This is a genomic window from Bradyrhizobium sp. HKCCYLR20261 (genome assembly GCF_051168435.1).
Taxonomy (GTDB): Bacteria; Pseudomonadota; Alphaproteobacteria; order Rhizobiales; family Xanthobacteraceae; genus Bradyrhizobium.
On sequence record NZ_JBNPUZ010000028.1, the window covers coordinates 37,220 to 63,406 of the forward strand.

The window sequence follows — 26,187 nt, forward strand, 5'->3', positions numbered from 1 at the left end:
ACGCCCTCCAATGAACTAATCGCTGCCCGACCTGGATCGTCCCGACGGCAGCAGGTTTGCGATCTTCTCGCCGAGCTTGATCAGCGCGACCAGACGCGGCCGCGGCACCCTCAGCATCTGCGCGTACCAGCGGTCGACCAGCTCGGTGAAAGCCAGCATGTCCTTCAGCCGTTTGCTCGCGACCGCGCTGATGGCGGGGTCCGCGGTCGCCTCCGCCACGCAGGCGCGCAGCGCAGCGATCGCGGGATCGATCTCGCGCTCCTTGCGCCCGGCGGCGATGCGCTGCGCGACCTCCCAGATGTCGGTCTCGGCCTCGAAATGATCGCGGCGGTCGCCCAAGATCGGCACGCGCCGGATCAGGTCCCAGGCAAGCAGCTCCTTCAGCGAATTGGAGACGTTGGAGCGCGCCATGCCGAGCGTGTCGGCAATGTCCTCCGCCGTCATCGGCTTCTCCGCCAGGTACAGCAGCCCGTGGATCTGGCTCACCGAGCGGTTCACGCCCCATTGGTCGCCCATGTCGCCCCAGTTGAGGATGAAGCGCTCGACGGCGGCGGGCAGCTTCTTCTTGCCTGTAATTTCTGTCATGACAGAAATATCTGACTGATGGAGCTAAATGTCAAGAGCGTCCGTTCCGCTGAACCGGAGGGCCGCTTGGCAAGACGGACATGAAGGCGCAGACGTCCGTCGCTGACGATCGCGCCTGATCGTTCCCTGCCCGGTCTGGAACAGGAGTAAGCCATGACGGCATCCGACAAGGCCTTCACCGGCTCAATCCCGCAAATGTACGACGAACTACTGGTTCCCCTGATCTTCACGCCCTATGCGCAGGATCTCGCGCGACGCATCAAGACGCTCCGGCCGCGCGACGTGTTGGAAACCGCAGCGGGAACCGGCGTCGTCACCAGGGCGCTGGATGCCGAGCTGCCGCCGGAGGTGCGGATCACAGCGACCGACCTCAACGAGCCGATGCTGGCACAGGCCAAGACGCATCTCACTGACGCCCGCCGCGTCGCATTCCAGCAGGCCGATGCGCTGGCCCTGCCCTTTGCCGACGCGAGCTTCGATGTCGTCGCCTGCCAGTTCGGCGTGATGTTCTTACCGGATCGCGTGAAGGGCTATGCCGAGGCGCGCCGCGTGCTACGCCCCGGCGGACGCTTCGTGTTCAACGTCTGGGACCGGATCGAGGACAATGAGTTCGCCCATGTCGTGCACGAGACGCTGCAACGGGTCTTCCCGGACAACCCGCCGCAATTCTTCACCCGCACGCCACACGGCTATTTCGATCCTCTGAAGATCAGAGCCGACCTGAGTGACGCAGGGTTTTCCGACATCGTCATCGAGCCGCTGCCTCACCGCAGCCGCGCCCCGTCTGCGCGAGAGCCTGCCGTCGCCTACTGCCAGGGCACGCCGATGCGCGGTGAGATCGAGGCGCGGGGCGCGCCCGACCTAACCACCGTGACTGAGGCGGCTGCGAACGCGCTTCGGCAACGGTTCGGCAGTGGACCCGTCGTGGGGCAGATCCAGTCGCTGGTGATTTCGGCGCGGTAAGCGCCGCAACTACACCGTGGGCAGCACGGAGAACTCTTCGCCAGACCTGCGCAGCGCGAGTTGATCGGGGGTGGCCGGCGTGTCCGTCACATCGTCGACGCGCGCAGCCGGCGGACCGTTCCGGCAGGCGGCGACCATGGCCGCGACGTCATCGGCCGGCCCCGCGAACACCGCCTCGACACTGCGATCGGCGCGATTGCGCACCCAGCCTTCGAGGCCGTTCAGGATCGCTTGGTCCTCGACCCAGGCGCGGTATCCGACGCCCTGGACACGGCCGCGGACAGTGACGTGAACGAGGACGCGATCGCTCATGATCCGGGCCCGAGAAAATCGCGCAGCCGCGTCTTGACGTCGGCCTCGCGCATGACACGCGACGTCAGTTCGGCCGACGGCAGGCCCTTCAGCTGCTTCGGCGACGCGCCATCGCGTAGCGCCTTGAGCGTCTCGTACACAGCCTGCGTGGCCGCAGCAATCGGCGCATGGCCCTGCAGCGCGACGCGAACGCGGCGCGAGGCGAGATAGCTGAGGTCGGACATCTCCTCGGGCGCGCCGCCGAGCACGATCGGCAGCGTCGTGTTAGTGGCAATCGCATCGAGCTGATCGCGCGTGGTGATGCCGGTGAAGAAAAGCCCGTCGACGCCGCAAGCCTCATAGGCCCTGGCGCGTGCAATCGCATCGTCGAGCGAAGTCATGGAGACGGCCCCGGTGCGGCCGAGAATGACCAGCGAAGGATCGCCGCGGCCGTCGAGCGCGGCCTTCACCTTGCCGATGCCTTCGTCCAGCGCGATCAGCTGCGGCTTGGCAGCGCCGAAGGCCTGCGGCAGCAACGTATCCTCGATGGTGAGACCGGCGGCGCCCGCGGCCTCCAGTTCCTGCACGGTGCGGCGGACGTTCATCGCATTGCCGTAGCCATGATCGGCATCGACCAGCACCGGCAGCGCCGCCGCGCGCGACATCCGCCGCATCTGCTCGGCGAGTTCGGTGAGGGTGATCAGCGCGATGTCGGGATCGCCGAGGATGGCGAGAGACGCGGCCGAGCCGCCGAACATGCCCAATGGGAAGCCGAGGTCTTCGGCGATCCGGATCGAGATCGCGTCATAGACGGAGCCGGGATGGATGCAACGGTCGCCAGTGAGGATCGCGCGAAGCGCGTCTCGACGTGCACGGAAGGTCATGCTGGTCTCCCACGTCGTTCCCTAGGCGATGCGGAGCATCGAAGCCGGAACCTCGAGATTCCAGGTTCGGTCGCTATCGCGACCGCCCCGGAATGACGAGTGTTCTACTTACGCGAACTCCAGGATCAGCGCGTCGACCGCGAGCGTCGCTCCCGCCGAGGCATGAACCTTCTTCACTGTGCCGTCCTGCTCGGCACGCAGCACGTTCTGCATCTTCATGGCCTCGATCACGGCGAGCGTCTCGCCGGCCTTGACCTCCTGGCCTTCGGTCACGGCGATCGACACCACGAGACCGGGCATCGGGCAGAGCAGTTTCTTGCCGCTGTCGCCCGCGGTGACCACCGGCATCAGCCGTGCCGCTGCCGCTTCAGCTTCCGTGTAGACGTAGACAGGCGCTTCGACGCCCTGATGTGCCAGCCGCACGCCGTTCGGGATCGCGCGCGTCTGCACCGCAATCTCTGCGCCATCGATGGTGCCGTGCCAGACCGCATCGCCCGGCTTCCATTCGGAGACCAGCGCGTGCGAAGGGCCGACCTTGCCGTCAGCACCGACAAAGCGGACCGTGATCGCGCCATTGTCCCTGGCGATGTCGAGCAGGATCTCGTCACGGCCCAGCCACACCGCGCGGCGGCCCTGCCGTGTCACCGGACGGCCGATCATCTGCTGCGAGATCTGCCGCTTGCGCTCGCCGAGCACGTGATCGATCGCAGCACCGACGGCGGCGAGCCGGCGCGCAATCTCGCCTTCCGGCGCACGCGCCGCAAAGCCCTTGGGAAATTCTTCCGCGATGAAGCCGGTCGACAGCCGGCCCTCGCGCCAGCGCGGATGGTTCATCAGCGCCGACAGGAATGGGATATTGTGACGGATGCCGTCGACATAGAAGGCGTCGAGCGCGGTCGACTGCGCCTCGATGGCGGCCGCGCGCGACGGCGCGTGGGTGACCAGCTTGGCGATCATCGGATCGTAGTAGATCGAGATTTCGCCGCCCTCCTGCACACCGGTGTCGTTGCGCACGGTGATGCCATCAGCCTTGCTCTCAGCCGGCGGGCGATACTTCGTGAGGCGCCCGATCGAGGGCAGGAAGTTGCGGAACGGATCTTCGGCATAGACGCGCGACTCGACGGCCCAGCCAGTGAGCGTCACGTCCTTCTGCGCCAGCGCGAGCTTTTCACCGGCGGCGACGCGGATCATCTGCTCGACCAGATCGATGCCGGTGACGAGTTCGGTCACGGGATGCTCGACCTGCAGACGGGTGTTCATCTCCAGGAAATAGAAGCTCTTGTCCTGACCGGCGACGAACTCTACGGTGCCGGCGGAATCGTAGTTCACGGCCTTGGCGAGCGCGACCGCCTGCTCGCCCATCTTGCGCCGGGTCTCCTCGTCGAGCAGCGGCGACGGCGCCTCCTCGATGACCTTCTGGTTGCGGCGCTGGATCGAGCATTCGCGCTCGCCGAGATAGATCACGTTGCCATGCTTGTCGCCGAGCACCTGGATCTCGATGTGGCGCGGATCGACGATGAACTTCTCGATGAAGACGCGGTCGTCGCCGAACGACGCCTTGGCCTCGGCCTTGGCGAGGTTGAAGCCCTCGGCCACTTCGGCGGTCGAATGTGCGATGCGCATGCCCTTGCCGCCGCCGCCGGCGGAGGCCTTGATCATCACGGGGTAGCCGATTTCGTCGGCGATGCGCACCGCGTGCTTGTCGTCCTCGATGACGCCGAGGAAGCCGGGCACGGTCGAGACCTTGGCCTTGGCGGCGGCCTTTTTCGATTCGATCTTGTCGCCCATCGCGGCGATGGCGCCGGGATTGGGACCGATGAAGACGATGCCGGCCTCTTGGAGCGCGCGCGGAAACGCCTCGCGTTCGGAGAGGAAGCCGTAGCCGGGATGCACCGCCTGCGCGCCCGTCTTCTTGCAGGCCTCGACGATGCGGTCGATCAGCAGATAGCTCTCGGCGGCGGCGGGCGGCCCGATCAGCACGGCATCATCGGCCATCTCGACATGCAGCGCATCGCGATCGGCTTCCGAATAGACCGCAACGGTCCTGATTCCCATGCGGCGGGCGGTCTTGATGACCCGGCAGGCGATCTCGCCGCGGTTCGCGATCAGAATGGTTTTGAACATGTTCTTGCTTGATACCTTTGGGCGGGCTCCCCGCTCGCGGCGAAGCAACGGACCGCGGGCTTGACCGGTTCGTCTATAGCAAAATCGCCCGCGCGCAACCCGCCTTGCGTCTGATCAAGTCGTCCTCCGAGGCATGCCAGTCGCGCTGTGCCGTCACCCGGAATAGCTGTGGAAACGTCCCCGCGCGTAGGCGTGCGAAACCGCCTTCATCAGCTCGGCGACCTCGGTCTCCAGATAATCATTCGCAACGATCAGCGCGCGAATGGTGCCCCTGAGATCACCACCGCAGGCTGCAATCGCCTGGTCCACGGCGGCCTCGAGCTGATCGTCCTCAGAGCTGGAGCGGGCTTTGGTCGACATCGAAGGATCGCCATCGTAGACATCTGCAGCCGCTTTTGTTCACTTTATGTTCTTAAGAGTCAAGGCCGGGATCACACCGCCCCGACCTCCTCCTTCTGCACGGCCTGCGGCTTGTCCGGCGTCCGGCGCGCTGCGACGGTCTGCTGTGCGCTCTGCCGCACGAGACCATGGATGAAGCCAAGCTTTTCGATCACCGGCGGCGTCAGAATGAACGGATACAGATCGCGCGCGCCCATGGCCCGGGCCACGCTGTTCATGGCGAAGGTGAACGGCAGCCAGGCATTGACGATGACGTCGAAATCATCGGCGACATAGGGATCGAAGGTGACGCGGGCCGTCAGCCCGCCAATCTGGTCGGCCGGCGGATCGATCTCGATGCCGAACTCGGAGGCCATCTCCAGCGTATCGACGATGTGCAGATAGTGCGCCCAGGTCTCGGCAAAGTCCTCCCAGGGGTGGGTCGTCGCGTAGGCCGACACGAAATTGTCCTGCCAGTTGGCCGGTGCCCCCTGCTCGTAATGGCGCTTCAGCGCCTCGCCATAATCCTGGCTGTCGTCGCCGAAAACCGCTCGGCATTGCTCGAGCAGGCCGGCATCGCGCACCAGCACGTCCCAGAAGTAATGCCCGACCTCGTGTCGGAAATGACCGAGCAGCGTCCGATACGGCTCGTCCATCTCCAGACGGCGGCGTTCGCGCTCGATGTCGTCAGCCTCGGCCAGAGCAATCGTGATCAGCCCGTTGTCGTGGCCGGTCATGACCTTCTGCTGCCCGGCCGGATCATCGGCGAGGAAGTTGAAGATGAGGCCGTGCTGCGGGTCCTCGAGCCGCGTCTTCAACGGCAGCTTCCAACGAATCAGGGAATAGAACAGCCGGTGCTTGGCCACCTCCAACTCGCGCCAGCTGACCAGCTGCGCGGGGTCGGACAAATTGGGAATGGTGCCATTATGCCGGCAGGCGCGGCAGAAGCCCGTGGTCTCGCCGGCTTCGAGCAGCCAATTGCAGACATCGTGCTCGGCATTGGCGCAGAAGAAACGCCCCTCCCCGCCGTCGGCCAAGGTTCGAAAGCCTTCGCCCGCCGGCTCGATTGCCGAGAGCGTCTGGCGCTCCGGCATGAAGGCGAGCTGATGTCCGCAGCGCCCGCAGCTGCGATTCTCGAAATACAGGATATTCTTGCAGGCCTGACAGACGAAGAGCTTCACGGTATGGACCTACGCGTTGCGGTGTCTAGCGCCTGACGACGCATGACAGTAACAGTCCGTTCCGGGGCTGCGGAACTTTTTATCTGCCCCTACGTTTTCGTCACGCGGACGTTCGTCCGCCTCAATTGCTGGCCAGTTTGTTGTCATTGAACCCTATGTCGCCACGCTTCCGAACACCTGCGGTGAGATTTTCCGGCGACCGCTTGCCCTTTGAGTGCAGGTCAGCATGAACAGCGCGGATGCGCCCAGAGACGACGTTGTCCCGGATGCGACCGGCGCGGCCGAGCTGCGCCAGCACATCGAGGAGATCGCGCGCGACCGCGACCAGGCCTACCGGGCCCTGCAGGAGCGCGAGGGCGAGCTGGCGCGCATCCAGCGCATCGCGCGGGTCGGCGGCGTCGAGGTCGATCTCCGCGAGGGTTTTCGCAACCGCCGCTCCCCCGAATATCTCATCATTCACGGCCTGCCGCCCGAAGCCGCCAACGAGACCCACGAGGATTGGGTGAGGCGTGTCCACCCCGAGGACCGCGCCAAGGCCGAGCAGGACTTCATCGCGGCGGTGAAGAGCAAGCAGGAAGACTATACCACCGAATACCGCATCATTCGCCCGAGCGATGGCGAGACCCGCTGGATCCGCGTCATCGCCCGCATCGAGCGCGACTGGAACGGCCGCGCCATCCGGCTGGTCGGCGCGCATATCGACGTCACCGATCAGATGGATGCGCAAGCCAAGCTGCGCGAGAGCGAACAGCGCTTCCGCCTGATCGCCGACAGCGCGCCGGTGCCGATCTGGGTGACCAAGCTCGACCGCACCCGCTCCTTCGTCAATCGCGCCTATGTCGATTTCCTCGGGCTGCCGCATGACGAAGCGCTCGCCTTCGACTGGCGCAACGCGCTGCATCCGGACGACCTGCCGCGCATTCTCGGCCAGCAGCAATCGGGCGAGTGTTCGCTGAAGCCGTTCTTTCTCGAGGCGCGCTATCGCCGCGCCGACGGCGAATGGCGCTGGCTGCGCTCGGAATCACAGCCACGCTGGGACGCGAACGGGCAGCACATCGGCTTCATCGGCGTCGCCCACGACGTCACCGCCGCCAAGCAGGGCGAGATCGAGCTGCGCCGGATGAACGAGACGCTGGAGGAGCGCATCCGGGAGCGCACCGCGCAGCTCGCCGCCAACGAGGCGCGGATGCGCGCCATCTTCGACACCAGCAACCAGTATCAGGCCATTCTCGACATCGAAGGCCGCATCACCCATGCCAACCGCATTGCCGTCATGGGCATGCGCGCGGGCGGCGTGGATGTCATCGGCCAGCCGCTCTGGGACGCGCCCTGGTTCACCTACACGACCGGCGTCAGCGAGATGCTGCGCACGGCGTTTGCGCGCGTGCTCGCCGGCGACAGCTTCCGCACCGAGGTCCGGCTCGAATTCGCCAACGGCGACCGGCATTTCGAGCTGTCGATGCGGCCACTATTCGACCAGCATGAGACGATCATGGGTGCGGTGGCCGAGGCCGTCGACATCACCGAGCGCATCCAGGGCGAGGAGCTGTTGCGGCAGTCGCAGAAGATGGAGGCGGTCGGCCAGCTTACCGGCGGCGTGGCGCACGACTTCAACAACCTGCTCACCATCATACGGTCGGCCACCGACTTCCTGCGCCGTCGCGATCTTGCCGAGGAACGACGGCGGCGCTACGTCGATGCGATCTCGGAGACCGTCGAGCGCGCCTCCAAGCTGACCGGGCAATTGCTCGCCTTCGCGCGGCGGCAACCGCTGACGCCGCAGGTGTTCAATGTCGGCGAGCAGGTCGAAAGCGTGGTGCAGCTGATCCGCCCGCTGGTCGGCAGCCGCATTCATATCGCGCTGGCCGCCGAGGAAGCCAGCCTGTTCACCTTGGCCGACATCGCGCAATTCCAGACCGCCCTGATCAATCTCGCGGTGAATGCACGCGATGCCATGAACGGCGAAGGACGGCTGACGATCGGCGTGCAGCGGACGGACCAGATCCCGTCCTTGCGCGGCCAGAGCGCGCGCCCCGGCGCCTTCATCGCGATTTCGGTCACCGACACCGGCGCCGGCATCGCGCCGCAGAACATCAATGCGATCTTCGAGCCGTTCTTCACGACCAAGGAAGTCGGCAAGGGCACCGGCCTCGGCCTCAGCCAGGCCTTCGGCTTCGCCAAGCAGTCCGAGGGCGACATCGCCGTCGACAGCCGGCTCGGCCAGGGCGCGACCTTCACGATCTACCTGCCGCAGGCGGCGGCGCCGCAATCCGGCACTGATGCCGGCGCCGCGCGCGTCGAGCCCGCCACGATCGGCCGCGGCTACCGCGTGCTGGTGGTCGAGGACAATGACGAGGTCGGACAGTTCTCGACCGAGCTGCTCGAGGATCTCGGCTACGTCACGCGGCGCGTGTCGAACGGCCAGGACGCGCTGGCCATCCTCGCCGACAACGAATTCGCGGTCGATCTCGTGTTCTCCGACGTCATCATGCCAGGGATCAACGGCCTCGAGCTCGCCGGCCTCATCCGCGACCGCTATCCCGGATTACCGGTCGTGCTCACCTCGGGCTACAGCCATGTGCTGGCGGAGAACGCCCATCACGGCTTCGAGCTGATCAAGAAGCCCTATTCGGTCGAGTCGCTGTCGCGCATCCTGCGCAAGGCGATGGCCGAGAAGGCGCCGCTGCCGCGGTGAACGTCCTGAATATCACGAGCCAGAGATATTTTCCCTCGAAATCGGCAGAAAATATAGCTATAATGCGATCGTGAAAACGATCGTCCTGACCCATGCTGCGGCCAAGGACCTGGATGCACTGCCACTCGAGGCGCGCGAGCAGGTCACGGAAGCTCTGAACGGTTACGCCATGAGCGGTCAGGGCGACGTCAAGAAGCTGTCCGGTCGCGATGGCTATCGCCTTCGGATCGGCGCCTACCGCGTCATCTTCGGTGAGGACGCCACCACGATCCTTGCGATCTACATTGGCCGCCGCTCGACGACGACCTATGGGAGGAACTGAGATGATTCCGATCCGTCCTCAAACCATCCGCTCGCCATCGGGCGAAGAGTTGATCGTGCTGACGCGTGCCGAGTTTGACGCTCTGATCGCAGCTGCTGCCGATCGGCTTGAAGACGCCGACGATGTCGCGATCTTTGATGAACGCACGGCCGCACTTCGCGACGGCGGCGATGCAAGGCTTCCGGCGGAAGTCACCGCCGCGATGCTGTCGGGCGACAGCCTGCTTCGTGCGCTGCGTCGCTGGAAAGGTCTCACACAGACTGAGCTGGCCGAACGGACCAATCTCGCGCAGGGCTACATCAGCGATCTCGAAACCCGCCGCAAGGATGGGACTGACGAGACGCTCAAGGCGATTGCAGCCGCGCTGGACGTCGACGCTTCCTGGCTTACCGGTAACGATCCTCGAGCAATGTAACAGCCTTGAGGGCGTGCAGTGACGGGAACCAATGTAGCTGCATGGACGTTGTGTGCCGGAGATGAGATGTGGCGATCGGCGTTAGGCGCATCGCGCTGCACGCTCGGCATCCCTTGTCATTGCGGACCATTTGATGCGCTCCCTACGCTCGCGGCTGTCGGCGCTCTGGCTCATGCTGGCGGTTTCCGGCGCGGCGACGGCCTATCTCCTGGTCGAATCGTTTCAGCAATCGTCGCAGGCGCGCGTGGCACGCGCGCAGGATCTGGTGGTGCGCGGCTGCCGTGATATCGCCGACCGCTATCAGTTCTTCGTCTCGGGCTGGGGCGGCGCGCCGATCGATGATCGCATCAAGCAAGACCTCATCCCCGTGGTGCAGTCCGCGCTGGCGGCATCGCCCGGCGTCGAGGGCGGCATCTGGCAGGCCGAGCATGGCTCGCTTGCCTATGCCTATCCCACCTACGAGGGGACGGGACCCAAGACCGATCTCCCCGCGGCCGAGTCGAGCGTCATCCAGCAGGTCAATGGCGATGCCCAGCGCAGCGGCCGTCCCGCGACGACGGAAAATGCCGGACGCTCGCAGACCCTGATCGTCCACGCCTGCCCGCTGCGCGGTCCGCTGCAAAACGTCACGGCGTGGACGATGAAGCGCGCCGCCACAACGGAGGGCCCAGCCTACGCGCATTTGCTGACGGGTCTCTCCGTGCTCGCGCTCACTCTGCTCGGCTCGGCCATCTGGCTCGCCTTCATCCTGGCCTCGTGGTCGCGGCGCATCGCGATCATCGAGTCCGCGCTCGGCGCGGCGCCCAACACCGCCGACCTGCCGCAACTGCCGCACACAGGCGCGCGCGAGCTCGACCGCCTGGTCGACGCCGTCAACGATGCCGGCCATCGGCTCGCGGCGGAGCGCGAGCGCGCGACAGCTGCGGAGCGGCTCGCCGCCGTCGGCCGACTGTCGGCAAACCTCGCCCATGAGATCCGCAACCCGATCGCGGCGATGCGGCTGAAGGCCGAGAATGCGCTCGCCTCGCCTGATCCCGCGCGCAAGAGCCGCGCGCTCGAGGCGATCCTGCAGCAGGTCGCGCGGCTCGACGCGCTGCTGCGCGATCTGCTCGCGATGACGCAAACGAGTCGTCCGGCCCCACGCACCGTTGATCTCGTAGCTTTCCTGCAGGCGACGATCGAGACCCATCGCGAGCTGGCCACGCGCAGCGGCCTGCAGCTGCGCGCGCTCGCGCCCTCCTCCACTGAGGCCGCCTGCTTCGATCCCGCCCAGATGCAGCGCGCGCTCGACAATCTCATCCTCAACGCGATCCAGAACACGCCCGAGGGCGGCGAGATCGTCGTTGCGGCCGAAATCCATGATCGCCGCCTGCTCTTCCGCGTCACCGACAGCGGCCCCGGCATCGATGCCAGCATCCGGGATCGCCTGTTCGAACCCTTCGTCAGCAACCGCGCCGATGGCACCGGCCTTGGCCTCGCCATCGTACGCGAGATCGCCCGCGCTCATCACGGCGAGGCGAGACTTGCTCCTGTCACGACCGGCACCAGCTTCGAGATTTCCCTGCCATGGCAACCATCCTGATCGTCGACGATGACGCCGGCCTGCGCGATGGTCTCGCGGAAACGGTGACCGATCTCGGTCACCGCGCACAGACCGCAGCCTCGGGTCGCGAGGCGATCGGCATGGTCTGTGCCGAAACCGATGCCGTGCTGCTCGATCTGCGCATGCCCGGGATCGACGGCATCGAAACCCTGCGCCGCATCCGCGCCGATGGCGACGCGCCGCCGGTGATCGTGCTGACCGCCTATGCGAGCCCGGAGAACACCATCGAAGCGATGCGGCTCGGCGCCTTCGATCACCTCGTCAAGCCGATCGGCCGCGAGGCGCTACGCGAGCTGATCGAGCGCCTGCCGCCGCGAGCCCATCCGCAGCATGACAAACCGGGCACCGACGACAGCGGCCTGATCGGCACCAGCGAGGCGATGCGCCGGGTGCAGAAGACGATCGGCCTTGCCGCCGATGCCGAGGCGACAGTGCTGATCCGCGGCGAGACCGGCACCGGCAAGGAGCTGGTTGCGCGCGCGCTGCATGTCCATAGCCGGCGCAGTGCGAGCCCCTTTATCGCCGTGAACTGCGCGGCGATCCCGCAAGACCTGCTCGAAAGCGAATTGTTCGGCCATGTGAAGGGCTCGTTCACCGGCGCCACCTCCGATCGCTCCGGCGCCTTCCGCGACGCCGGCGCGGGAACACTCTTCCTCGACGAGATCGGCGACATGCCGCTGGCGATGCAGGCCAAGATCCTGCGCGCGCTGCAGGAGCGCATCATCACGCCGGTCGGCGGCAAGCCGGTCAAAGTGGCCGCGCGCGTCATCGCCGCCACGCATCGCGATCTCGCCAGGCAAGTCGCGAGCGGCGCCTTTCGCGAGGATCTCTACTACCGGCTGAACGTGATCCCGATCGAGCTGCCGCCGCTGCGCGAGCGCAGCGAAGACATCCTGCCGCTCGCCCACCACTTTCTGGCGCTGGCCACGACGGACCGCCTCCGTCCGCAACTGAGCGACGCCGCCATCGACAAGCTCGTCCACGCGTCCTGGCCCGGCAATGTGCGCGAGCTGCGCAATACGATCGAACGCGCCTGCGTGCTGACGCGCGGCAGCTTGATCGACGCCGACGACATCGACATCACCAAGAGCCCGATCGATGCGGACGGAGATCCTGCCACGGATCTGCCCACGGCCGTGGCGCGCCTCGAGGAGCGCCTGATCCGCCGCGCGCTCGCAGCCTGCGGCGGCAATCGCACCGAGGCGGCGCGGCAGCTCAACATCAACCGGCAGCTGCTCTACACCAAGATGCAGCGCTACGGCCTCGGCGACGAGGTGTCAGGAAATCTGACGCGCAGCGTCGGGAAAGACGACGGCTAGCGCCAGTTGCGATTATGCAACCCCTTGATTTGTCGTGGTCTCGCAACTGGCACGGCCGTTGCGAAACAATTCGCGTCACCACCCTCGACAAGGAGTTCCAGGATGACGCGAAAGATGACGCCGATCGTGACCCTGCTCGCGCTCGCCGCAGGCCTCGGCACCGCCTCGGCACAAGCCCCGCTCTCCCCGCCAGATGCGACATGGGATGCGTCGCAGCTTCCGGAGACGCGCGGCATCGTCAAGCAGTACACGCTGACGCCGCGCGGCGACGTCGACGGGCTGATCCTCAACGACGGCACCGAGGTGAAGCTGCCGCCGCATCTGACGGCGCAGGTCGTGTTCACCATCAAGCCAGGCGACGGCGTGTCCGTGCGGGGCTTGCGCGCCCGTGCGCTGCCGCTAGTCGATGCCAGCCAGGTCACCAACATCGCGACCGGCAAGAGCGTGGTCGACAACGGCCCGCCGGATGGACCGGGACGACGCGGCAGCGATCAGACCATCAGCGGACGCATCGCCACGCTGCTGCATGGCAAGCGCGGCGAGGTCAACGGCGCGGTGCTCGACGACGGCACCGAGCTGCGGCTGCCGCCGCCGGAAGCCGAGCGTCTCGCCGACACCTTGCGTGTGGGACAGACGATCTCCGTCCGCGGCGATCTCTTGGAGACCGCGCTCGGCAGGCTGGTCGACGTAAGGGCGATCGGCGCTTCGCCTAATCAGCTGACGGAGATCGAAGGCCCGCCGCCGCCGCGTGGCCCGAGGGGCGGTCCCGATCGGCTCGGCCCCCCGCCGCCGCCTCCGCCGCGCGGCTGAGCCCCTCCAAACCAACGAAACAGACCTGAGGAGACAATCATGCATTGGATCGACCCCGACAGCCTGCCGGCCGTGACCGGAATTCTCGAGCGCTTCGTGCTCAATCCTCATGGCGAGGTCGACGGCTTCGTCATGCGCGCGGGCGACAATGACGTGCTCGTTCACACGCCCCCGCACATGGAGGCAGAGCTGACGCGTCAGATCAAGGCTGGTGAGAAGGTCGGCGTGCACGCGGTCAAGCCGCGCGGCGCTGACTTGCTCGCCGCCATCGCAGTGACCGGCGCAAACGGACGGCAGATCGTCGATCACGGACCCGACGAGGAGCGTGAGCATCCCACGCACGAGCATCAGAAGATGGACGCGGCAGGCACGGTGCGGCTGTCGCTGTTCGGGCCGAAGGGCGAGTTGCGTGGTGCGCTCCTGACGGACGGCACGGTCGTGAGGATCGGGCCGAAGGAAGCCACTGGCATCGCCGGCCTGCTTGCGCCGAACGCCACCTTGGCGGTCCGCGGCGACGGCATCGACACGCGCTTCGGCCGGGTGATTCACGCGCGCGAGGCCGGTGCGAGCCCGAAGACGCTCAAGCCGCTCAAGCACGTCAAGCCGGAGCCGAAGCATGCTGATGGTCACAAGCACGGACCGAAGCACAAGCACGGCCCCAAGCATGGACCTAAGCATGGACCTAGGCACGATCACGCCCACGCGTGATCGCCTGCGCGCCGAACGTCACGAGGAGCCGAGGCCAACAGCATGTCACAGGATGAAACCACCACGCGCCGGGCGGGCCGCGCGCTCGACGCCGCGAATTTCTTCCTGGCCGACGTGCGCGACGGCCTCGGTCCCTATCTCGCGATCTATCTGCTGACCGAGCAGAAATGGGACGAAGCCTCGATCGGTGTCGTGATGTCGCTGGCGACGATCGCGGGCATCGTCGCGCAGACGCCGGCCGGCGCGCTGGTCGATGCGACAAGGGCCAAGCGCATGATCATGATCGTGGCCGCGATCATCGTCACGGCAGGCTCCCTGGCCCTGCCGCTGATGTCGAGCTTCTGGCCGGTGGCGATCTCGCAGAGCATCGCCAACGCGGCCGGCGTGATCTTCGCGCCGGCGATCGCCGCGGTGTCGCTTGGAATCGTCGGCGCCAAGGCCTTCACCGCCCGGATCGGACGCAACGAGACCTTCAACCATGCCGGCAATGCGGTCGGCGCGGTCATTGCCGGCGTGGCCGCCTATGCGCTGGGCCCGTCGGCCGTGTTCTATCTGATGGCGGTGACCTCCGCCGGGAGCCTCATCAGCGTGCTTGCGATTCCCGAGCGCGCGATCGATCACGACGCGGCGCGCGGCCTGTCGCACGAGAACCACGGCGACGCAGCGAAGCGCGATGAACAGCCCTCCGGTCTGAGTATCCTGCTGACCTGCCGACCGCTCCTCATCTTCGCGATCTGCGTGGCGCTGTTCCACTTGGCCAATGCAGCGATGCTTCCGCTGGTGGGACAGAAACTCGCATTGCAGGACAAGAATCTCGGCACCAGCCTGATGTCGGCCTGCATCGCCGCGGCGCAGCTCGTGATGGTGCCGATGGCGCTCCTGGTCGGGGCCCGCGCCGACCGCTGGGGCCACAAGCGGTTCTTCCTGGCGGCGCTGCTGATCCTGCCGCTGCGGGCGGTGCTCTATACCTTGTCGGACGACAAGGCGTGGCTGGTCGGCGTGCAACTGCTCGACGGCGTCGGCGCCGGCATCTTCGGCGCCATCATGCCGGTGATCGTGGCGGACCTCATGCGCGGCACCGGCCGGTTCAACGTCGCGCAGGGCGCGGTCATCACCGCGCAAAGCATCGGGGCTGCGCTCTCCACCGCCATGGCAGGTCTCGTCGTGGTCCACGGCGGCTACAGCGCCGCGTTCCTGGTGCTCGGCGCGACGGCGGCCATCGCCGTGATCGTGTGCTGGCTGCTGCTGCCGGAAACCGGAGGCGCGGAAGCCGCACATTCCAGCCAGGCCGCGGCGCCCGCTATCCCCGCCGAATGATTTGCTCTAACCATCCCCGATCATGTTCGCACATACGACCTGGCTCGCCTACGCCATCATCATCACCGCCACTGCCGGCGTCATCATCCGCCCCTTCCGGCTGCCCGAAGCGATCTGGGCGGTCACGGGCGCGCTCCTCCTGGTGGCGGTCGGCCTGCTGCCATGGACGGACGCGCTCGCCGGCATCCGCAAGGGCGTCGACGTCTATCTGTTCCTGATCGGCATGATGCTGATCGCCGAGCTCGCCCGCCGCGAGGGCCTGTTCGACTATCTCGCGGCCTACGCGGTGGAGCACGCCCGCGGCTCGCCGCAGCTGCTGTTCCTGCTGGTCTACGCGGTCGGCACCCTGGTCACCGTGCTGCTCTCCAACGACGCCACCGCGATCGTGCTGACGCCGGCGGTCTATGCCGCGACGCGGGCGGCCGGCGCCTCGCCGCTCCCCTATCTCTACGTCTGCGCCTTCATCGCCAATGCCGCGAGCTTCGTGCTGCCAATCTCCAACCCGGCCAATCTCGTGGTGTTCGGCCAGCACATGCCGCATCTGACGGACTGGCTGCGCCAGTTCACGTTGCCATCGATCGCGGCCATTGCCCTCACCTATGTCGCGCTCTGGTTGACCCAGCGCCGCGCCCTGCGCGAGGAGACGCTGCGGACCGATGTCGAGAAGCCGCATCTGAGCCGAGAAGGCCGGCTTGCCGCGATGGGCATTGTCGCCATCGCCGCCGTGTTGCTGACCGCTTCCGCGCTTGACGTCCAGTTGGGCTTGCCGACCTTCGTCTGCGGCGTGGTCACGGCGGCCGCGATCCTGCTCGTCAGCCGGCAGTCACCCTGGCCGATCGTCAAAGGCGTGTCCTGGGGCGTGCTGCCGCTGGTCGGCGGCCTGTTCGTGATGGTCGAGGGATTGAGCCGCGCCGGCGCGATCGGCCAGCTCAGCGCCTGGCTGCATCAAGGGGTCGCCGCCTCGCCGGCCGGCACGGCCTGGGCCGCGGGGCTGATCACAGCCGTGGCCGACAACGTCGCAAACAATCTGCCGGTCGGCCTGGTCGCCGGCTCGGTCGCGGCCAGCGATCACCTGCCTCAGGAGGTGATCCGGGCGATCCTGATCGGCGTCGATCTCGGCCCCAACATCTCCGTCACCGGCTCGCTGGCGACCATCCTCTGGCTCACCGCGCTGCGGCGCGAAAAGATCGAGGTGACGGCCTGGCAGTTTCTGAAGATCGGACTCGTGACGACGCCGCCAGCGCTGCTGGCAGCGCTGGCGGCGGCATTGTGGTAGCGATCGTGGGATCAGGCGGCGGCTTCGTAGTTGACTGCCGTCTCCGCGATCTTGCTCAGGCTCTCGTCCGTCTTGCGCTCTTCGTTCAAGGTCTGGTCGAGCAGCTTGGCCGCCTTCGGCAGATTCAGCTTGAGGGCCCACGCCTTCAGGGTCCCATAGCGGGACATCTCATAGTGCTCGACCGCCTGCGCTGCAGCAAGCAGGCCAGCGTCGAGTGCCTGCGTGCCCTTGTACTCGTCCATGATCTCCTTGCCCTCGTCGATGATGCCCTCGATCGCATCGCACTTCTTGCCGCGGGCCGGCTTGCCGATCAGCTCGAAGATCTGCTCGAGACGCTCGATCTGACCTTCGGTCTCGTCCTGGTGCTTGAGGAAGGCGGCCTGCAGCTTGTCCGACTGCGCAGCCTTGGCCATCTTCGGCAGGGTCTTCAAGATCTGCTTCTCGGCGTAGTAGATGTCCTTCAGCGTATCGAGAAAAAGTTCGTTGAGGTCTTTGTCTGCAGCCATGGTGTGCTCCCTGTGTTGTGACCCGACAACCGGAAAGCCACACCCTGGTTCCTGCAATGGACTACCGCCGGACGAAAATCCTGCCCGGAGCGGCGCCGGCGCCTGACGAGCCCCTTGTAACAAAACCGTCACGCGGCAAAACTAAACCGCTCCCTGCGGCGACACGCCGCGATTCCTTTGATCGATTTGAGGAGTTCTTGATGCGCCGCCCGCTCCTAGCGCTGTGCGCCGGACTGACCCTGCTGTCCTCCGGCGCCGCATCCGCGCAGAACGCCACGCCCCATAACCTCATCCTGTTCATTCCCGACGGCCTGCGCGCGGCGAAGGTGACGCCGGAGGCGGCCCCGGCCATGGCCGCCGTCCGCGACAAGGGCGTCAATTTCAAGAATTCGCATTCGCTGTTTCCGACCTTCACCATGGCCAACGGCTCGGCGATGGCGACCGGCCATTATCTCGGCGACACCGGCACGTTCTCTAACACGATCTTCACCGGCTACACTTCGGCGCCCGCCGGCGACACCGTGGTGCCCTTCATCGAGAACGACGCGGTGCTCGGCGACATCGACGAGCATTTCAACGGCGACTATCTCAACGAGGACACGATCCTGAAGCTCGCCCGCAAGGCCGGATATTCGACGGCTGCGATCGGCAAGCTCGGCCCGACCTATCTGTTCGACCACACCGGCTGCCCCTGCAAGCCCGGCGCGTCCTCCTCGATCGTGATCGACGATTCCACCGGCAACAAGAACGGCGTGCCCGTGACCGACGAGGTCAAGGACGCCCTGACCAAGGCTGGCCTCGCGCTGGCGACGCCGCCGCGCGGCGACAACGGCAAGGCGGGCGACGCCAAGACGCCAGGCACGACCTCGGCCAACGTCGCCCAGCAGGCCTACATGGTCGACGTCGCCACCAAGGTGGTGCTGCCGATGTTCAAGGCGCGCAACAAGCCGTTCGTTCTGGTGTTCTGGTCGCGCGATCCCGACGGCAGCCAGCACAATCACGGCGACAGCCTCAACACCATCACGCCGGGCATCAACGGTCCGACCTCGATGGCCGGCATCAAGAACGCCGACGACAATCTCGCCGCGCTGCGCAAGGCGCTCGACGATCTCGGCCTGTCCGCCTCGACCAACATCATGGTCCAGGCCGACCACGGCTTCTCGACCATCTCCAAGGAGAGCAAGACCTCGCCCTCGGCCAAAGTCAGCTATGACGACACCCCGAAGGATTTTCTGCCGATGGGCTTCCTGGCGCTCGACCTCGCCAAGGCGCTCGAGCTGCCGCTGTTCGATCCCAACGACAAGAACGCTGCCGTGCCCGCCGGCAAGCATCCGAAGGCCGGCAACGGCGTGCTCGGCAAGGACCCGACCAAGCCCGATCTCGTCGTCGCCACCAATGGCGGCTCCGACCTGATCTATCTGCCGAACAACGACAAGAAGCTGGCCCGCCGCACCGTCAAGGCGCTGCTGGAGCAGGACTATGTCTCCGGCATCTTCGTCGACGACAAGCTCGGCGAGATCCCCGGCACCCTGCCGCTGTCGGTCGTCAATCTCGACGGCAAGGCGGTGACGCCGCATCCCGCGATCGTCGTCAACTTCCGCTCCTATGTCGCGCCTGGCTGCGACGTGCCGAGCAACTGCTCGGTCGAGGTGGCCGACACCGTGCTCCGCCAGGGCCAGGGCATGCACGGCTCGTTCAGCCGCGGCGACACCTACAACTTCATGGCGGCGATCGGTCCCGACTTCAAGGCGGGCTTCGTCGATCCCCTGCCCGTCAGCAACGCCGACGTCGGCATCACCGCGGCCAAGCTGCTCGACCTCAAGGTCGCGCCGAAGGGCAAGCTGATCGGCCGCGTCATGACCGAGGCGATGCCGAACGGCGCGACGCCGAAGGCTACCTCCGACGTCATCAAGTCAGACCCGGCCGCGGGCGGCCTGCGCACAGTGCTGAAGCTGCAGCGTGTCGGCAGCCAGCGCTATTTCGACGCCGCTGGCTTCCCCGGTCGCACAGTTGGACTGGACGACGAGGCGCCGAAGAAGACAGCGGCGAAGTAATCAGTCCATCGCGTGTCATCCGATCACGAGAGTGCCCCGCGAAAGCGGGGCATCTTTGTTTGGAACGCAGGCGTGCCCTAGCACGGGTCCGTCGCCGCATGAGCGACTTATCCGCCGCAAGCGCAACTCTCTCCGTCATTCCGGGGCATTCGCGCGCAAAATGGCGCAGCCATTTTGAAGCAGCGCGAATGAGCCCGGAATCCATAGCCACGAGCGGCTATGAGTTGGAGAGAGATGCCACAGCCACCTCGCGCCACACGCCCGCTTGTGGCTATGGATTCCGGGCTCACGCCCTGCGGGCGTGCCCCGGAATGACGGGTGGAGAGATCGCATGACCAGGCGAGCAAAGCGACTCGCGGGGAGACTGCTTCTGCAGACCGCTTCGTCCTCAGACGCGGTCATCGCTGTCAGGCACGAAATTCCCTCACCGCGCCACATCGAGCGTCACCCGGACCTCGATGGTCTTACGGTTGCGGAGCACGCGCAGCACCACGCGATCGCCGGGGGTCTTGGCTTCCAGCGCACGCGTCATGTCGTCAGGCGAGTCCACCGCCTGGCCGTCGATCGCCAGCACCACGTCGCCGAGCGCGAAGCCGCCGTCGCGCGTGAGCCGCGCCGGAATCAGCCCGGCCTTCTCCGCCGCCGAATCCTGCTCGACATCGAGCACGAACACGCCGGAGACGCCGAGCCGCGCGGCGAGCGCCTCATTGGCCTTGGCATCCGTCCTGATCCCGAGACTCGGGCTGACATAGCGGCCGCTTGCGATGAGCCGCGGCACGATGCGGTTGACCTTGTCGACAGGCACGGCGAAGCCGATGCCGGCGGAGGCGCCCGACGGGCTGTAGATCGCGGTGTTGACGCCGATCAGGCGCCCCGCACTGTCGAGCAGCGGTCCGCCGGAATTGCCGGGGTTGATCGCGGCATCGGTCTGGATCAGGCCGTTCAAGGTCCGCTCCTGTGTGACCTGCAGATTGCGGTTCAACGCCGAGACGATGCCCGTGGTCAGCGTGCTGCTGAGGCCAAACGGATTGCCGATCGCGAACACCTTTTGCCCGACCTTGAGGTCGGCGCTGGTGCCGACCGGCAGCGGCTTTGGCCGGTCGACGCCGACGCCGATCACCAGCACCGCAAGGTCGTTCTCCGGACTGGCGCCGACCAGCGCCGCGCGGAACGAGCGGCCGTCGGTGAGGCTGACCAGCGCCTCGGTGGCGCCTTCGATCACATGATAGTTGGTGACGACGTGACCGAGCTCGTCCCACACGAAGCCGGAGCCCGTGCCGGAGCGCTCCTGCTGCGCATTGCCGGTCCACGGGTTGACGGACTGTTGAACGGTCGTGATGAACACCACCGAGCCGCTGCGGCTCTCGAACAGCGCGATCGTGCTCTTCTCGTCGGCGGCGAGATCGCCGCGTGGCGTGATGTCGCGCGGCTTGGCGCGCAGGCCGAGCAGTTCGGCCTGGATCAGCGGGAAGCTCTGCCAGGCCATCATGAGCAGCAGCGCCGTCGCCGCCACCGCCAGCAGGCGCGCGGGAAAGCTCCATCGGCTCATCTCATCGTCTCCGTGCTCGATCCCATCACCACCGATCTATTGACCGGCAGCACCGCATCATCAAGAGGCCGGGGGCATCGGGACGCAACGCGATGGATCGACAAAAGAAAAGAGCGCGATGGGATCATCGCGCTCTTCGAAATCTCTCGACCGGACTGCGGCGCTGCGCGCCTTACATCCCGATATCGATCATCGACGGCAGCTGCGCCAGCGGCAGCACCGAGACGCCGACCAGGGTCGCGACCATCGCGCGCAGCGCGCGATTGCCGTGGTGCTTGCCGCGCATGCGCTTGGCGACCCACTCCAGCGCATCGGTACGAACGCCGCGCGCGTTCATCGGCGCCCAGCTCTCGATCGGCGTCTCCGGCGACAGCGCCACGCTGCGCGGCGGCACCGGCAGGCCGGAGGCGGACGCGGTGTGATGCGCGATCGCCTTGGCCAGCAGATCCTCGAACCGGCCGTCATCCTTGCGCTCGGTCGCGGCGGCGTCGATCTCGAACAGCGCCTCGGCCTCGGCCCGGCTGACCGGCGTGTCATTGATCGCGGTTGCGGTGAGGATGCGCGCGCACCAGGCGGCGTCCTCGGCGTCGAGCATGCGGGAGAAGTGCACGCGTCCTGCGGTGGTCGGACCCTCGCCGGTGATCACGCCGTCGCGCACGATGCCGAGCGCGGAAGCAGCGGTCTCACACGAGGAGGGTTCGAGACCATCGATGGTTTTTGGTGCAGAGCTAGCCATGTTCTCTTCTCAGTTGCTGTGTTGACCCACCTTGTCGGTCCGCGTCTGAACGAGTGGTTAATGGTTCGAAACGGCGTTGTGGGTTTTTGTATCGGTTGCCCTTTTGCCGCAGTGACCTCGATCACGGTTCAAAGCGGCTCAAGCGAGGGGCGGCGTGTTGCGACCGAGACGTGGCGAAATCTGGGCAGGCGGTAGTCTCACGGATGTTTCGCCGCAGGCTGTGAACTCAAAAGAAGTTGTTGCGCGCGCGGGCTGCAGGAGAAGGATGTTCTCTTTTTTCTGGAACGGTTCCCATGGGAGGCGGTATTTCCTATAGTCGAGAGAACGTTTTATCCCGCCCCTTCCAGTCACATGAGGACTCCCATGGCTCTGCAAATCGGCTCCACCGCGCCCGACTTCGAGGCTCAGACCACCGAAGGCAAGATCAAATTCCACGACTGGATCGGCGACAGCTGGGCGCTGCTGTTCTCGCATCCGAAGGATTTCACCCCGGTCTGCACCACCGAGCTCGGCGCGCTCGCCCGGTTGAAGCCGGAGTTCGACAAGCGCGGCGTCAAGCTGATCGGCCTGTCCGTCGACCCCGTAGACAAGCATTCGCAGTGGGCCGAGGACATTCGCGAGACGCAAGGCGCGGCGCCGAACTATCCCCTGATCGGCGACATCGACTACAACGTCTCCAAGCTCTACGACATGCTGCCCGCGGCGGTCTCGGGCGATCCGGCCAAGCGCACCGCCGCCGACAACCTGACCGTCCGTAACGTCTTCATCATCGGCCCGGACAAGAAGATCAAGCTGATCCTGGTCTACCCGATGACCACGGGCCGCAACTTCCAGGAAATTCTCCGCGTCATCGACTCGCTGCAGCTCACCGCCAAGCACCGCGTCGCCACCCCCGCCGACTGGAAGCAGGGCGAGGACGTGATCATCGCGGGCTCGGTGTCTGACGACGAAGCCAAGACGATCTATCCCGACGGCTGGAAGGCGCCGAAGCCGTATCTGCGCGTCGTGCCGCAGCCGAAGTGACGGCGGCGAACCACGTTCGCCTCCGTCATCCCGGGCCGCCTCGCAGAGGCGGACCCGGGATCTCGAGATTCCGGGTTCGCGCTGTGCGCGCCCCGGAATGACTGCCAACTACCCCCGCGGCGTGACCCAGTCCGCGATCAGCAGCCCGGCCGTCGCCGACACCGCGGTCACGAACACGCCCCAGCTGATGTCCACCGCGACCACCGTCCAGGTCCACTGCTTGAGCATCGCGAGCGAGGTCAGCTCGAAGGTGGCGTAGCAGAACAGCCCGAACAGCGCGCCGTAGAGCAAGGTCGAGCGCCAGGTGGCGTCGGCGGTGCCGTTCACGAAGATCAGCACGCCGGCGATATAGATCAGATAGAACAGCACGGCCGGAACGGGGCGGACCTCGCCGAGCATCTCGCCGACCTGCGACTGGAAGAAGCCCTTGGCCACGATGGCAAGGAACGGAATGTCGAAGCCGAGCAGCACGGCCAGAGTTGCAAAATACAGGACGGCGTAGCGGCTCAAGGACGGCTCCTCCCTCACGGTTCAGCGGTCGACGCGAGCGCCTCGACCGGCCAGATCAGCCGCGACGCTTGGTCTTCGGCTTCTTGCCACCTGGCGGCTTCGCGCGCGGATGGCTCGAAGGAAACGCCTGACCGCCATGACTGGACTTGTCGCGCGGCTTCTTTTTCTTCGCGAACGCCGGTTCGCGGAACGACTTCGACGGAGCCTCGCGATGCGGCTTGCCGCGCGGCCTCTCCTCCGCGCGTTCGCGCGGCTCGTCACGGTGGAGCGGGTGATAGGCGCCCTCCTCCGCCTTGCGCCGCGGCGGCTTTTGCGGCCGCGCCTTCTCGGCCGCAGGCTGCGCTGCAGGCGCGGCGCCGAGCGGCTCGATGCGGATCGTGTCCTCCTTGTCGGGACGGCGGATGTTGGCGGCGAAGCTGTCGGCGACGCGCGCGGCAATCTCGAACTCCGTCGTCGTGTCCGAGATCTTGATCGCGCCGATGTCCTGCTTGTCGATGCCGCCGCGGCGGCAGATCATCGGCAGCAGCCAGCGCGCCTCGGCGTTCTTGCGGCGCCCGATCGCCGCGCGGAACCAGACGCTCGGCTCGCCCATGCCGTGGCGCGACGGCTTGCCGCCCTTGGTCCGCGGCGCCGGCGCGCGCTCCTCGCCCCGCGACGGCCGCTCGCGCGCGGCACGCTCGGGCCGCGGCCGGCCGCGGTCCTCGACGGCATCGAGAATGTCCTCCGGCGACGGCAGCCGGGCGCGATAGAGCCGCGCCAGCGCGGCGGCGATGTCCTCGGCCGGCCGTTGCGCGAGCAGGAGCTGCGCGAGCGCCAGATCATCCGCCGTCGTCTCTTCGGTGAAGATCGAATCCTGCAGCATGCGCTGCTGATCGAGCTTGCGGATCTCGTCCGCCTGCGGCGCCGTGCCCCAGACGGCCTCGACGCCCGCGAGGCTCAACAGCATCTCCGCGCGGCGCCGCCGCGCCGGCGGCACCAGGAGCACGCTGACGCCCTTGCGCCCGGCCCGCCCGGTGCGCCCCGAGCGATGCTGCATCACCTCGGGATCGTTCGGCAGCTCGGCATGGATGACGAGATCGAGATTGGCGAGATCGATGCCGCGCGCCGCGACGTCGGTCGCGACGCAGACCCGCGAGCGGCCGTCGCGCAGCGACTGCAGCGCCGTGGTCCGCTCGTTCTGCGTCAATTCGCCCGACAGCGCGACCACCGAGAAGCCGCGCTCCAGCAGCGCCGCCTGCAGATGCCGGACGGCCTCGCGGGTGTTGCAGAACACGATCGCACTCGGCGATTCATAGAAGCGCAGCAGATTGACCACCGCGTGCTCGGCATCTCCGGGCGCGATGCGGATGGCGCGATACTCGATGTCGGCGTGGCCGCCCTCGTCGCCCTCGACCTCGATCCGGAACGCGTCGTTCTGATACTCTTTGGCCAGCGCCACGATGCCGCGCGGGAATGTCGCCGAGAACAGCAGCGTCCGACGCGTCTCGGGCGTGGTCTCGAGGATGAATTCCAGGTCCTCGCGAAAGCCGAGATTGAGCATCTCGTCGGCCTCGTCGAGCACCAGGACCTTCAATTCCGAAATGTCGAGACGGCTGCGCCGCAGATGATCGCAGAGACGCCCGGGCGTGCCGACCACGATATGCGCCCCCGCCTCCAGCTCGCGATGCTCGCGGCGCGGATCCATGCCGCCGACACAGGAGATCACCCGCGCGCCGGCATGCTGATACAGCCAGGCCAACTCGCGCTGGACCTGCAGCGCCAATTCACGCGTCGGCGCCACGATCAGCGCCAGCGGCGCCGCGGCCGGGCCGAAGCGCTCGTCGTCGCCCAGCAGGTCGGCCGCCATCGCCAGCCCATAGGCCACGGTCTTGCCCGACCCCGTCTGCGCCGACACCAGCAAGTCGCGGCCCTCGGCGTCCTCGTCGAGCACGGCGAGCTGAACGGGCGTGGGATTCACATAATTGCGCTCGGCCAGGGCGCGGGCCAGCGGCGGATTGGTCGCGGGGAATGACAAGGAAAGACCTTTCTTCGATTCCGGCTGCTTTACGCCAAGCCGCGCCGGAACACGAGGCCATAAAACCCCGACTCTGCCCGGCCCAGCGCGCTGGCCCCGGTCGTGCTAGCCTTACCGGAGTCCAGGGGAGACGAGGCCATGTATGTCGCAGGATTTGTGATCCCGGTGCCCGCCGAGAAACTCGAGGCCTACCGCCGATGGGCGGACCGAGGCGCCCTGCTGTTCAAAGAATATGGCTGCGTTGAAATCGTCGAATCCTGGGAAGACAACGTTCCCGACGGCCAGCTCACGGATTTTCGCCGGGCCGTCGCCGCCAAGCCCGGCGAGAAGATCGTCTTCTCCTGGCAGGTCTGGCCCGACAGGGCGACATGCGATGCGGCCGAGGCGCGGCTGCGCGACGACGACCGCTTCGAAATCCCAGCAGACATCCCTTTCGATCCCAAGCGCCTGATCCTCGGCTGCTTCAACCCGATTGTCGTCATGGGACGGGCAACGGCGAAGGCTCAAGAGACATGACGCGGCGCTTCGCTTGATTTCCAAAAAATCGAATTTTGCTCTTTCGCTTTTACGGAAATCATGTATGATCCGCGTGTCCCGCCCCATGCAGAGGGACGTCGCGTCGTCACGAACGTCGGGGCGGGATGCGGTGCCGCAGGTCATGTCGGACGCGCTTTCAGCGCAGACGACCGTCATGATTGCGGACGTGAAGTCGCAGCGTCCTGATACCCCGATGCTGGTATCCCCTGCGCAATGCGCAAGCATTGTCGCGGCATGGTGGCCAACAAGCCCGGCGCGCCAGGGAGACTGCGTATAAGCGTGAAGACACCGCGCAGGGAATGCCGGATGTTCGGCTGAACCTGTGGTACCTGCCGCCTGCATTTTTTTCGCAGGCGGGCCATGGGTGAGGCCTTCACCCGGCATTCC

The 26,187-nt window shown here is 66.4% G+C and carries 24 protein-coding genes; 13 read left to right on the forward strand and 11 right to left on the reverse strand.

The window, feature by feature from the left end:
* Positions 1-15: 15 nt before the first annotated feature.
* Positions 16-585, reverse strand: coding sequence for a GbsR/MarR family transcriptional regulator (locus ACQR1L_RS33870; protein ID WP_434862245.1), 570 nt, complete (start codon positions 583-585; stop codon positions 16-18).
* A 153-nt stretch (positions 586-738) separates the two neighbouring features.
* Here ACQR1L_RS33870 and ACQR1L_RS33875 point away from each other — a divergent pair, with 153 nt between their 5' ends.
* A complete protein-coding gene (locus tag ACQR1L_RS33875; protein ID WP_434862246.1) occupies positions 739-1,548 on the forward strand; it encodes a class I SAM-dependent methyltransferase in 810 nt (269 codons plus the stop codon).
* A 9-nt stretch (positions 1,549-1,557) separates the two neighbouring features.
* On the opposite strand, the gene ACQR1L_RS33880 is transcribed toward ACQR1L_RS33875, so the two are convergent.
* The 5 genes from ACQR1L_RS33880 to ACQR1L_RS33900 all read right to left on the reverse strand — a co-directional run bounded on the left by ACQR1L_RS33880 (position 1,558) and on the right by ACQR1L_RS33900 (position 6,406).
* Complete coding sequence (locus ACQR1L_RS33880) at positions 1,558-1,860, reverse strand: acylphosphatase (RefSeq protein ID WP_434862247.1); 303 nt, start codon at positions 1,858-1,860, stop codon at positions 1,558-1,560.
* Positions 1,857-2,723, reverse strand: coding sequence for an isocitrate lyase/PEP mutase family protein (locus ACQR1L_RS33885; protein WP_434862248.1), 867 nt, complete (start codon positions 2,721-2,723; stop codon positions 1,857-1,859). Before ACQR1L_RS33885 ends, ACQR1L_RS33880 begins: the two co-directional genes overlap by 4 nt.
* Before the next feature lie 108 nt (positions 2,724-2,831).
* Positions 2,832-4,847 (reverse strand): acetyl-CoA carboxylase biotin carboxylase subunit, encoded by a 2,016-nt coding sequence (locus ACQR1L_RS33890; protein ID WP_434862249.1) that lies wholly within the window; start codon positions 4,845-4,847, stop codon positions 2,832-2,834.
* 153 nt (positions 4,848-5,000) lie between these two features.
* Positions 5,001-5,207, reverse strand: a complete 207-nt coding sequence (locus ACQR1L_RS33895; protein ID WP_434862250.1) for a hypothetical protein — start codon at positions 5,205-5,207, stop codon at positions 5,001-5,003.
* A 71-nt stretch (positions 5,208-5,278) separates the two neighbouring features.
* Positions 5,279-6,406: a zinc-binding metallopeptidase family protein gene (locus tag ACQR1L_RS33900; RefSeq protein ID WP_434862251.1), complete on the reverse strand. Its 1,128-nt coding sequence runs from the start codon at positions 6,404-6,406 to the stop codon at positions 5,279-5,281.
* Positions 6,407-6,632: 226 nt separating this feature from the next.
* Here ACQR1L_RS33900 and ACQR1L_RS33905 point away from each other — a divergent pair, with 226 nt between their 5' ends.
* From ACQR1L_RS33905 to ACQR1L_RS33945, 9 genes are all read left to right on the forward strand, one after another.
* Positions 6,633-9,101, forward strand: a complete 2,469-nt coding sequence (locus ACQR1L_RS33905) for a PAS domain-containing protein (RefSeq protein WP_434862252.1) — start codon at positions 6,633-6,635, stop codon at positions 9,099-9,101.
* Between the two features lie 70 nt (positions 9,102-9,171).
* The gene (locus tag ACQR1L_RS33910; RefSeq protein WP_434862253.1) at positions 9,172-9,423 is read left to right on the forward strand and encodes a type II toxin-antitoxin system RelE family toxin; all 252 of its coding nucleotides are present in this window, start codon (positions 9,172-9,174) and stop codon (positions 9,421-9,423) included.
* A 1-nt stretch (position 9,424) separates the two neighbouring features.
* Complete coding sequence (locus ACQR1L_RS33915; RefSeq protein ID WP_434862254.1) at positions 9,425-9,838, forward strand: helix-turn-helix domain-containing protein; 414 nt, start codon at positions 9,425-9,427, stop codon at positions 9,836-9,838.
* 133 nt (positions 9,839-9,971) lie between these two features.
* Positions 9,972-11,420, forward strand: a complete 1,449-nt coding sequence (locus ACQR1L_RS33920; protein WP_434862255.1) for a sensor histidine kinase — start codon at positions 9,972-9,974, stop codon at positions 11,418-11,420.
* The gene (locus tag ACQR1L_RS33925; RefSeq protein ID WP_434862256.1) at positions 11,405-12,760 is read left to right on the forward strand and encodes a sigma-54-dependent transcriptional regulator; all 1,356 of its coding nucleotides are present in this window, start codon (positions 11,405-11,407) and stop codon (positions 12,758-12,760) included. Before ACQR1L_RS33920 ends, ACQR1L_RS33925 begins: the two co-directional genes overlap by 16 nt.
* A gap of 114 nt (positions 12,761-12,874) precedes the next feature.
* A complete protein-coding gene (locus ACQR1L_RS33930) occupies positions 12,875-13,570 on the forward strand; it encodes an OB-fold nucleic acid binding domain-containing protein (protein ID WP_434862267.1) in 696 nt (231 codons plus the stop codon).
* A gap of 39 nt (positions 13,571-13,609) precedes the next feature.
* Complete coding sequence (locus ACQR1L_RS33935) at positions 13,610-14,278, forward strand: hypothetical protein (protein ID WP_434862257.1); 669 nt, start codon at positions 13,610-13,612, stop codon at positions 14,276-14,278.
* Between the two features lie 42 nt (positions 14,279-14,320).
* Complete coding sequence (locus ACQR1L_RS33940; protein ID WP_434862258.1) at positions 14,321-15,595, forward strand: MFS transporter; 1,275 nt, start codon at positions 14,321-14,323, stop codon at positions 15,593-15,595.
* A gap of 22 nt (positions 15,596-15,617) precedes the next feature.
* Positions 15,618-16,871, forward strand: coding sequence for an arsenic transporter (locus ACQR1L_RS33945; RefSeq protein ID WP_434862259.1), 1,254 nt, complete (start codon positions 15,618-15,620; stop codon positions 16,869-16,871).
* 11 nt (positions 16,872-16,882) lie between these two features.
* Here ACQR1L_RS33945 and ACQR1L_RS33950 read toward each other — a convergent pair whose 3' ends face one another.
* Positions 16,883-17,377, reverse strand: coding sequence for a ferritin-like domain-containing protein (locus ACQR1L_RS33950; RefSeq protein WP_257165135.1), 495 nt, complete (start codon positions 17,375-17,377; stop codon positions 16,883-16,885).
* A gap of 200 nt (positions 17,378-17,577) precedes the next feature.
* On the opposite strand from ACQR1L_RS33950, the gene ACQR1L_RS33955 reads away from it, so the two are divergent.
* Complete coding sequence (locus ACQR1L_RS33955) at positions 17,578-19,431, forward strand: alkaline phosphatase family protein (RefSeq protein ID WP_434862260.1); 1,854 nt, start codon at positions 17,578-17,580, stop codon at positions 19,429-19,431.
* A 424-nt stretch (positions 19,432-19,855) separates the two neighbouring features.
* On the opposite strand, the gene ACQR1L_RS33960 is transcribed toward ACQR1L_RS33955, so the two are convergent.
* Together ACQR1L_RS33960 and ACQR1L_RS33965 are read right to left on the reverse strand one after the other, a co-directional pair.
* Positions 19,856-20,980, reverse strand: coding sequence for a S1C family serine protease (locus tag ACQR1L_RS33960; RefSeq protein WP_434862261.1), 1,125 nt, complete (start codon positions 20,978-20,980; stop codon positions 19,856-19,858).
* A gap of 172 nt (positions 20,981-21,152) precedes the next feature.
* Positions 21,153-21,716, reverse strand: a complete 564-nt coding sequence (locus ACQR1L_RS33965; protein WP_434862262.1) for a hypothetical protein — start codon at positions 21,714-21,716, stop codon at positions 21,153-21,155.
* A gap of 363 nt (positions 21,717-22,079) precedes the next feature.
* Here ACQR1L_RS33965 and ACQR1L_RS33970 point away from each other — a divergent pair, with 363 nt between their 5' ends.
* Entirely contained in the window at positions 22,080-22,739 is a 660-nt protein-coding gene (locus tag ACQR1L_RS33970) for a peroxiredoxin (protein ID WP_434862263.1), read from the forward strand.
* A gap of 108 nt (positions 22,740-22,847) precedes the next feature.
* On the opposite strand, the gene ACQR1L_RS33975 is transcribed toward ACQR1L_RS33970, so the two are convergent.
* Complete coding sequence (locus ACQR1L_RS33975; protein WP_315719722.1) at positions 22,848-23,249, reverse strand: DUF2177 family protein; 402 nt, start codon at positions 23,247-23,249, stop codon at positions 22,848-22,850.
* A 55-nt stretch (positions 23,250-23,304) separates the two neighbouring features.
* Positions 23,305-25,263 (reverse strand): DEAD/DEAH box helicase, encoded by a 1,959-nt coding sequence (locus ACQR1L_RS33980; protein ID WP_434862264.1) that lies wholly within the window; start codon positions 25,261-25,263, stop codon positions 23,305-23,307.
* A gap of 138 nt (positions 25,264-25,401) precedes the next feature.
* On the opposite strand from ACQR1L_RS33980, the gene ACQR1L_RS33985 reads away from it, so the two are divergent.
* Positions 25,402-25,779 carry a DUF1428 domain-containing protein gene (locus tag ACQR1L_RS33985; RefSeq protein ID WP_434862265.1) on the forward strand — a complete coding sequence of 126 codons (378 nt, stop codon included), beginning with the start codon at positions 25,402-25,404 and terminating at the stop codon, positions 25,777-25,779.
* The last annotated feature ends 408 nt before the right edge of the window (positions 25,780-26,187 follow it).

Excerpts from the sequence above, each read along its gene's own strand:
- ACQR1L_RS33870 (WP_434862245.1), bottom strand. The coding sequence starts at position 585 with ATGACAGAAATTACAGGCAAGAAGAAGCTGCCCGCCGCCGTCGAGCGC.
- ACQR1L_RS33875 (WP_434862246.1), top strand. The coding sequence starts at position 739 with ATGACGGCATCCGACAAGGCCTTCACCGGCTCAATCCCGCAAATGTAC.
- ACQR1L_RS33880 (WP_434862247.1), bottom strand. The coding sequence starts at position 1,860 with ATGAGCGATCGCGTCCTCGTTCACGTCACTGTCCGCGGCCGTGTCCAG.
- ACQR1L_RS33885 (WP_434862248.1), bottom strand. The coding sequence starts at position 2,723 with ATGACCTTCCGTGCACGTCGAGACGCGCTTCGCGCGATCCTCACTGGC.
- ACQR1L_RS33890 (WP_434862249.1), bottom strand. The coding sequence starts at position 4,847 with ATGTTCAAAACCATTCTGATCGCGAACCGCGGCGAGATCGCCTGCCGG.
- ACQR1L_RS33895 (WP_434862250.1), bottom strand. The coding sequence starts at position 5,207 with ATGTCGACCAAAGCCCGCTCCAGCTCTGAGGACGATCAGCTCGAGGCC.
- ACQR1L_RS33905 (WP_434862252.1), top strand. The coding sequence starts at position 6,633 with ATGAACAGCGCGGATGCGCCCAGAGACGACGTTGTCCCGGATGCGACC.
- ACQR1L_RS33915 (WP_434862254.1), top strand. The coding sequence starts at position 9,425 with ATGATTCCGATCCGTCCTCAAACCATCCGCTCGCCATCGGGCGAAGAG.
- ACQR1L_RS33920 (WP_434862255.1), top strand. The coding sequence starts at position 9,972 with ATGCGCTCCCTACGCTCGCGGCTGTCGGCGCTCTGGCTCATGCTGGCG.
- ACQR1L_RS33925 (WP_434862256.1), top strand. The coding sequence starts at position 11,405 with ATGGCAACCATCCTGATCGTCGACGATGACGCCGGCCTGCGCGATGGT.
- ACQR1L_RS33930 (WP_434862267.1), top strand. The coding sequence starts at position 12,875 with ATGACGCCGATCGTGACCCTGCTCGCGCTCGCCGCAGGCCTCGGCACC.
- ACQR1L_RS33935 (WP_434862257.1), top strand. The coding sequence starts at position 13,610 with ATGCATTGGATCGACCCCGACAGCCTGCCGGCCGTGACCGGAATTCTC.
- ACQR1L_RS33940 (WP_434862258.1), top strand. The coding sequence starts at position 14,321 with ATGTCACAGGATGAAACCACCACGCGCCGGGCGGGCCGCGCGCTCGAC.
- ACQR1L_RS33945 (WP_434862259.1), top strand. The coding sequence starts at position 15,618 with ATGTTCGCACATACGACCTGGCTCGCCTACGCCATCATCATCACCGCC.
- ACQR1L_RS33950 (WP_257165135.1), bottom strand. The coding sequence starts at position 17,377 with ATGGCTGCAGACAAAGACCTCAACGAACTTTTTCTCGATACGCTGAAG.
- ACQR1L_RS33955 (WP_434862260.1), top strand. The coding sequence starts at position 17,578 with ATGCGCCGCCCGCTCCTAGCGCTGTGCGCCGGACTGACCCTGCTGTCC.
- ACQR1L_RS33960 (WP_434862261.1), bottom strand. The coding sequence starts at position 20,980 with ATGAGCCGATGGAGCTTTCCCGCGCGCCTGCTGGCGGTGGCGGCGACG.
- ACQR1L_RS33965 (WP_434862262.1), bottom strand. The coding sequence starts at position 21,716 with ATGGCTAGCTCTGCACCAAAAACCATCGATGGTCTCGAACCCTCCTCG.
- ACQR1L_RS33970 (WP_434862263.1), top strand. The coding sequence starts at position 22,080 with ATGGCTCTGCAAATCGGCTCCACCGCGCCCGACTTCGAGGCTCAGACC.
- ACQR1L_RS33985 (WP_434862265.1), top strand. The coding sequence starts at position 25,402 with ATGTATGTCGCAGGATTTGTGATCCCGGTGCCCGCCGAGAAACTCGAG.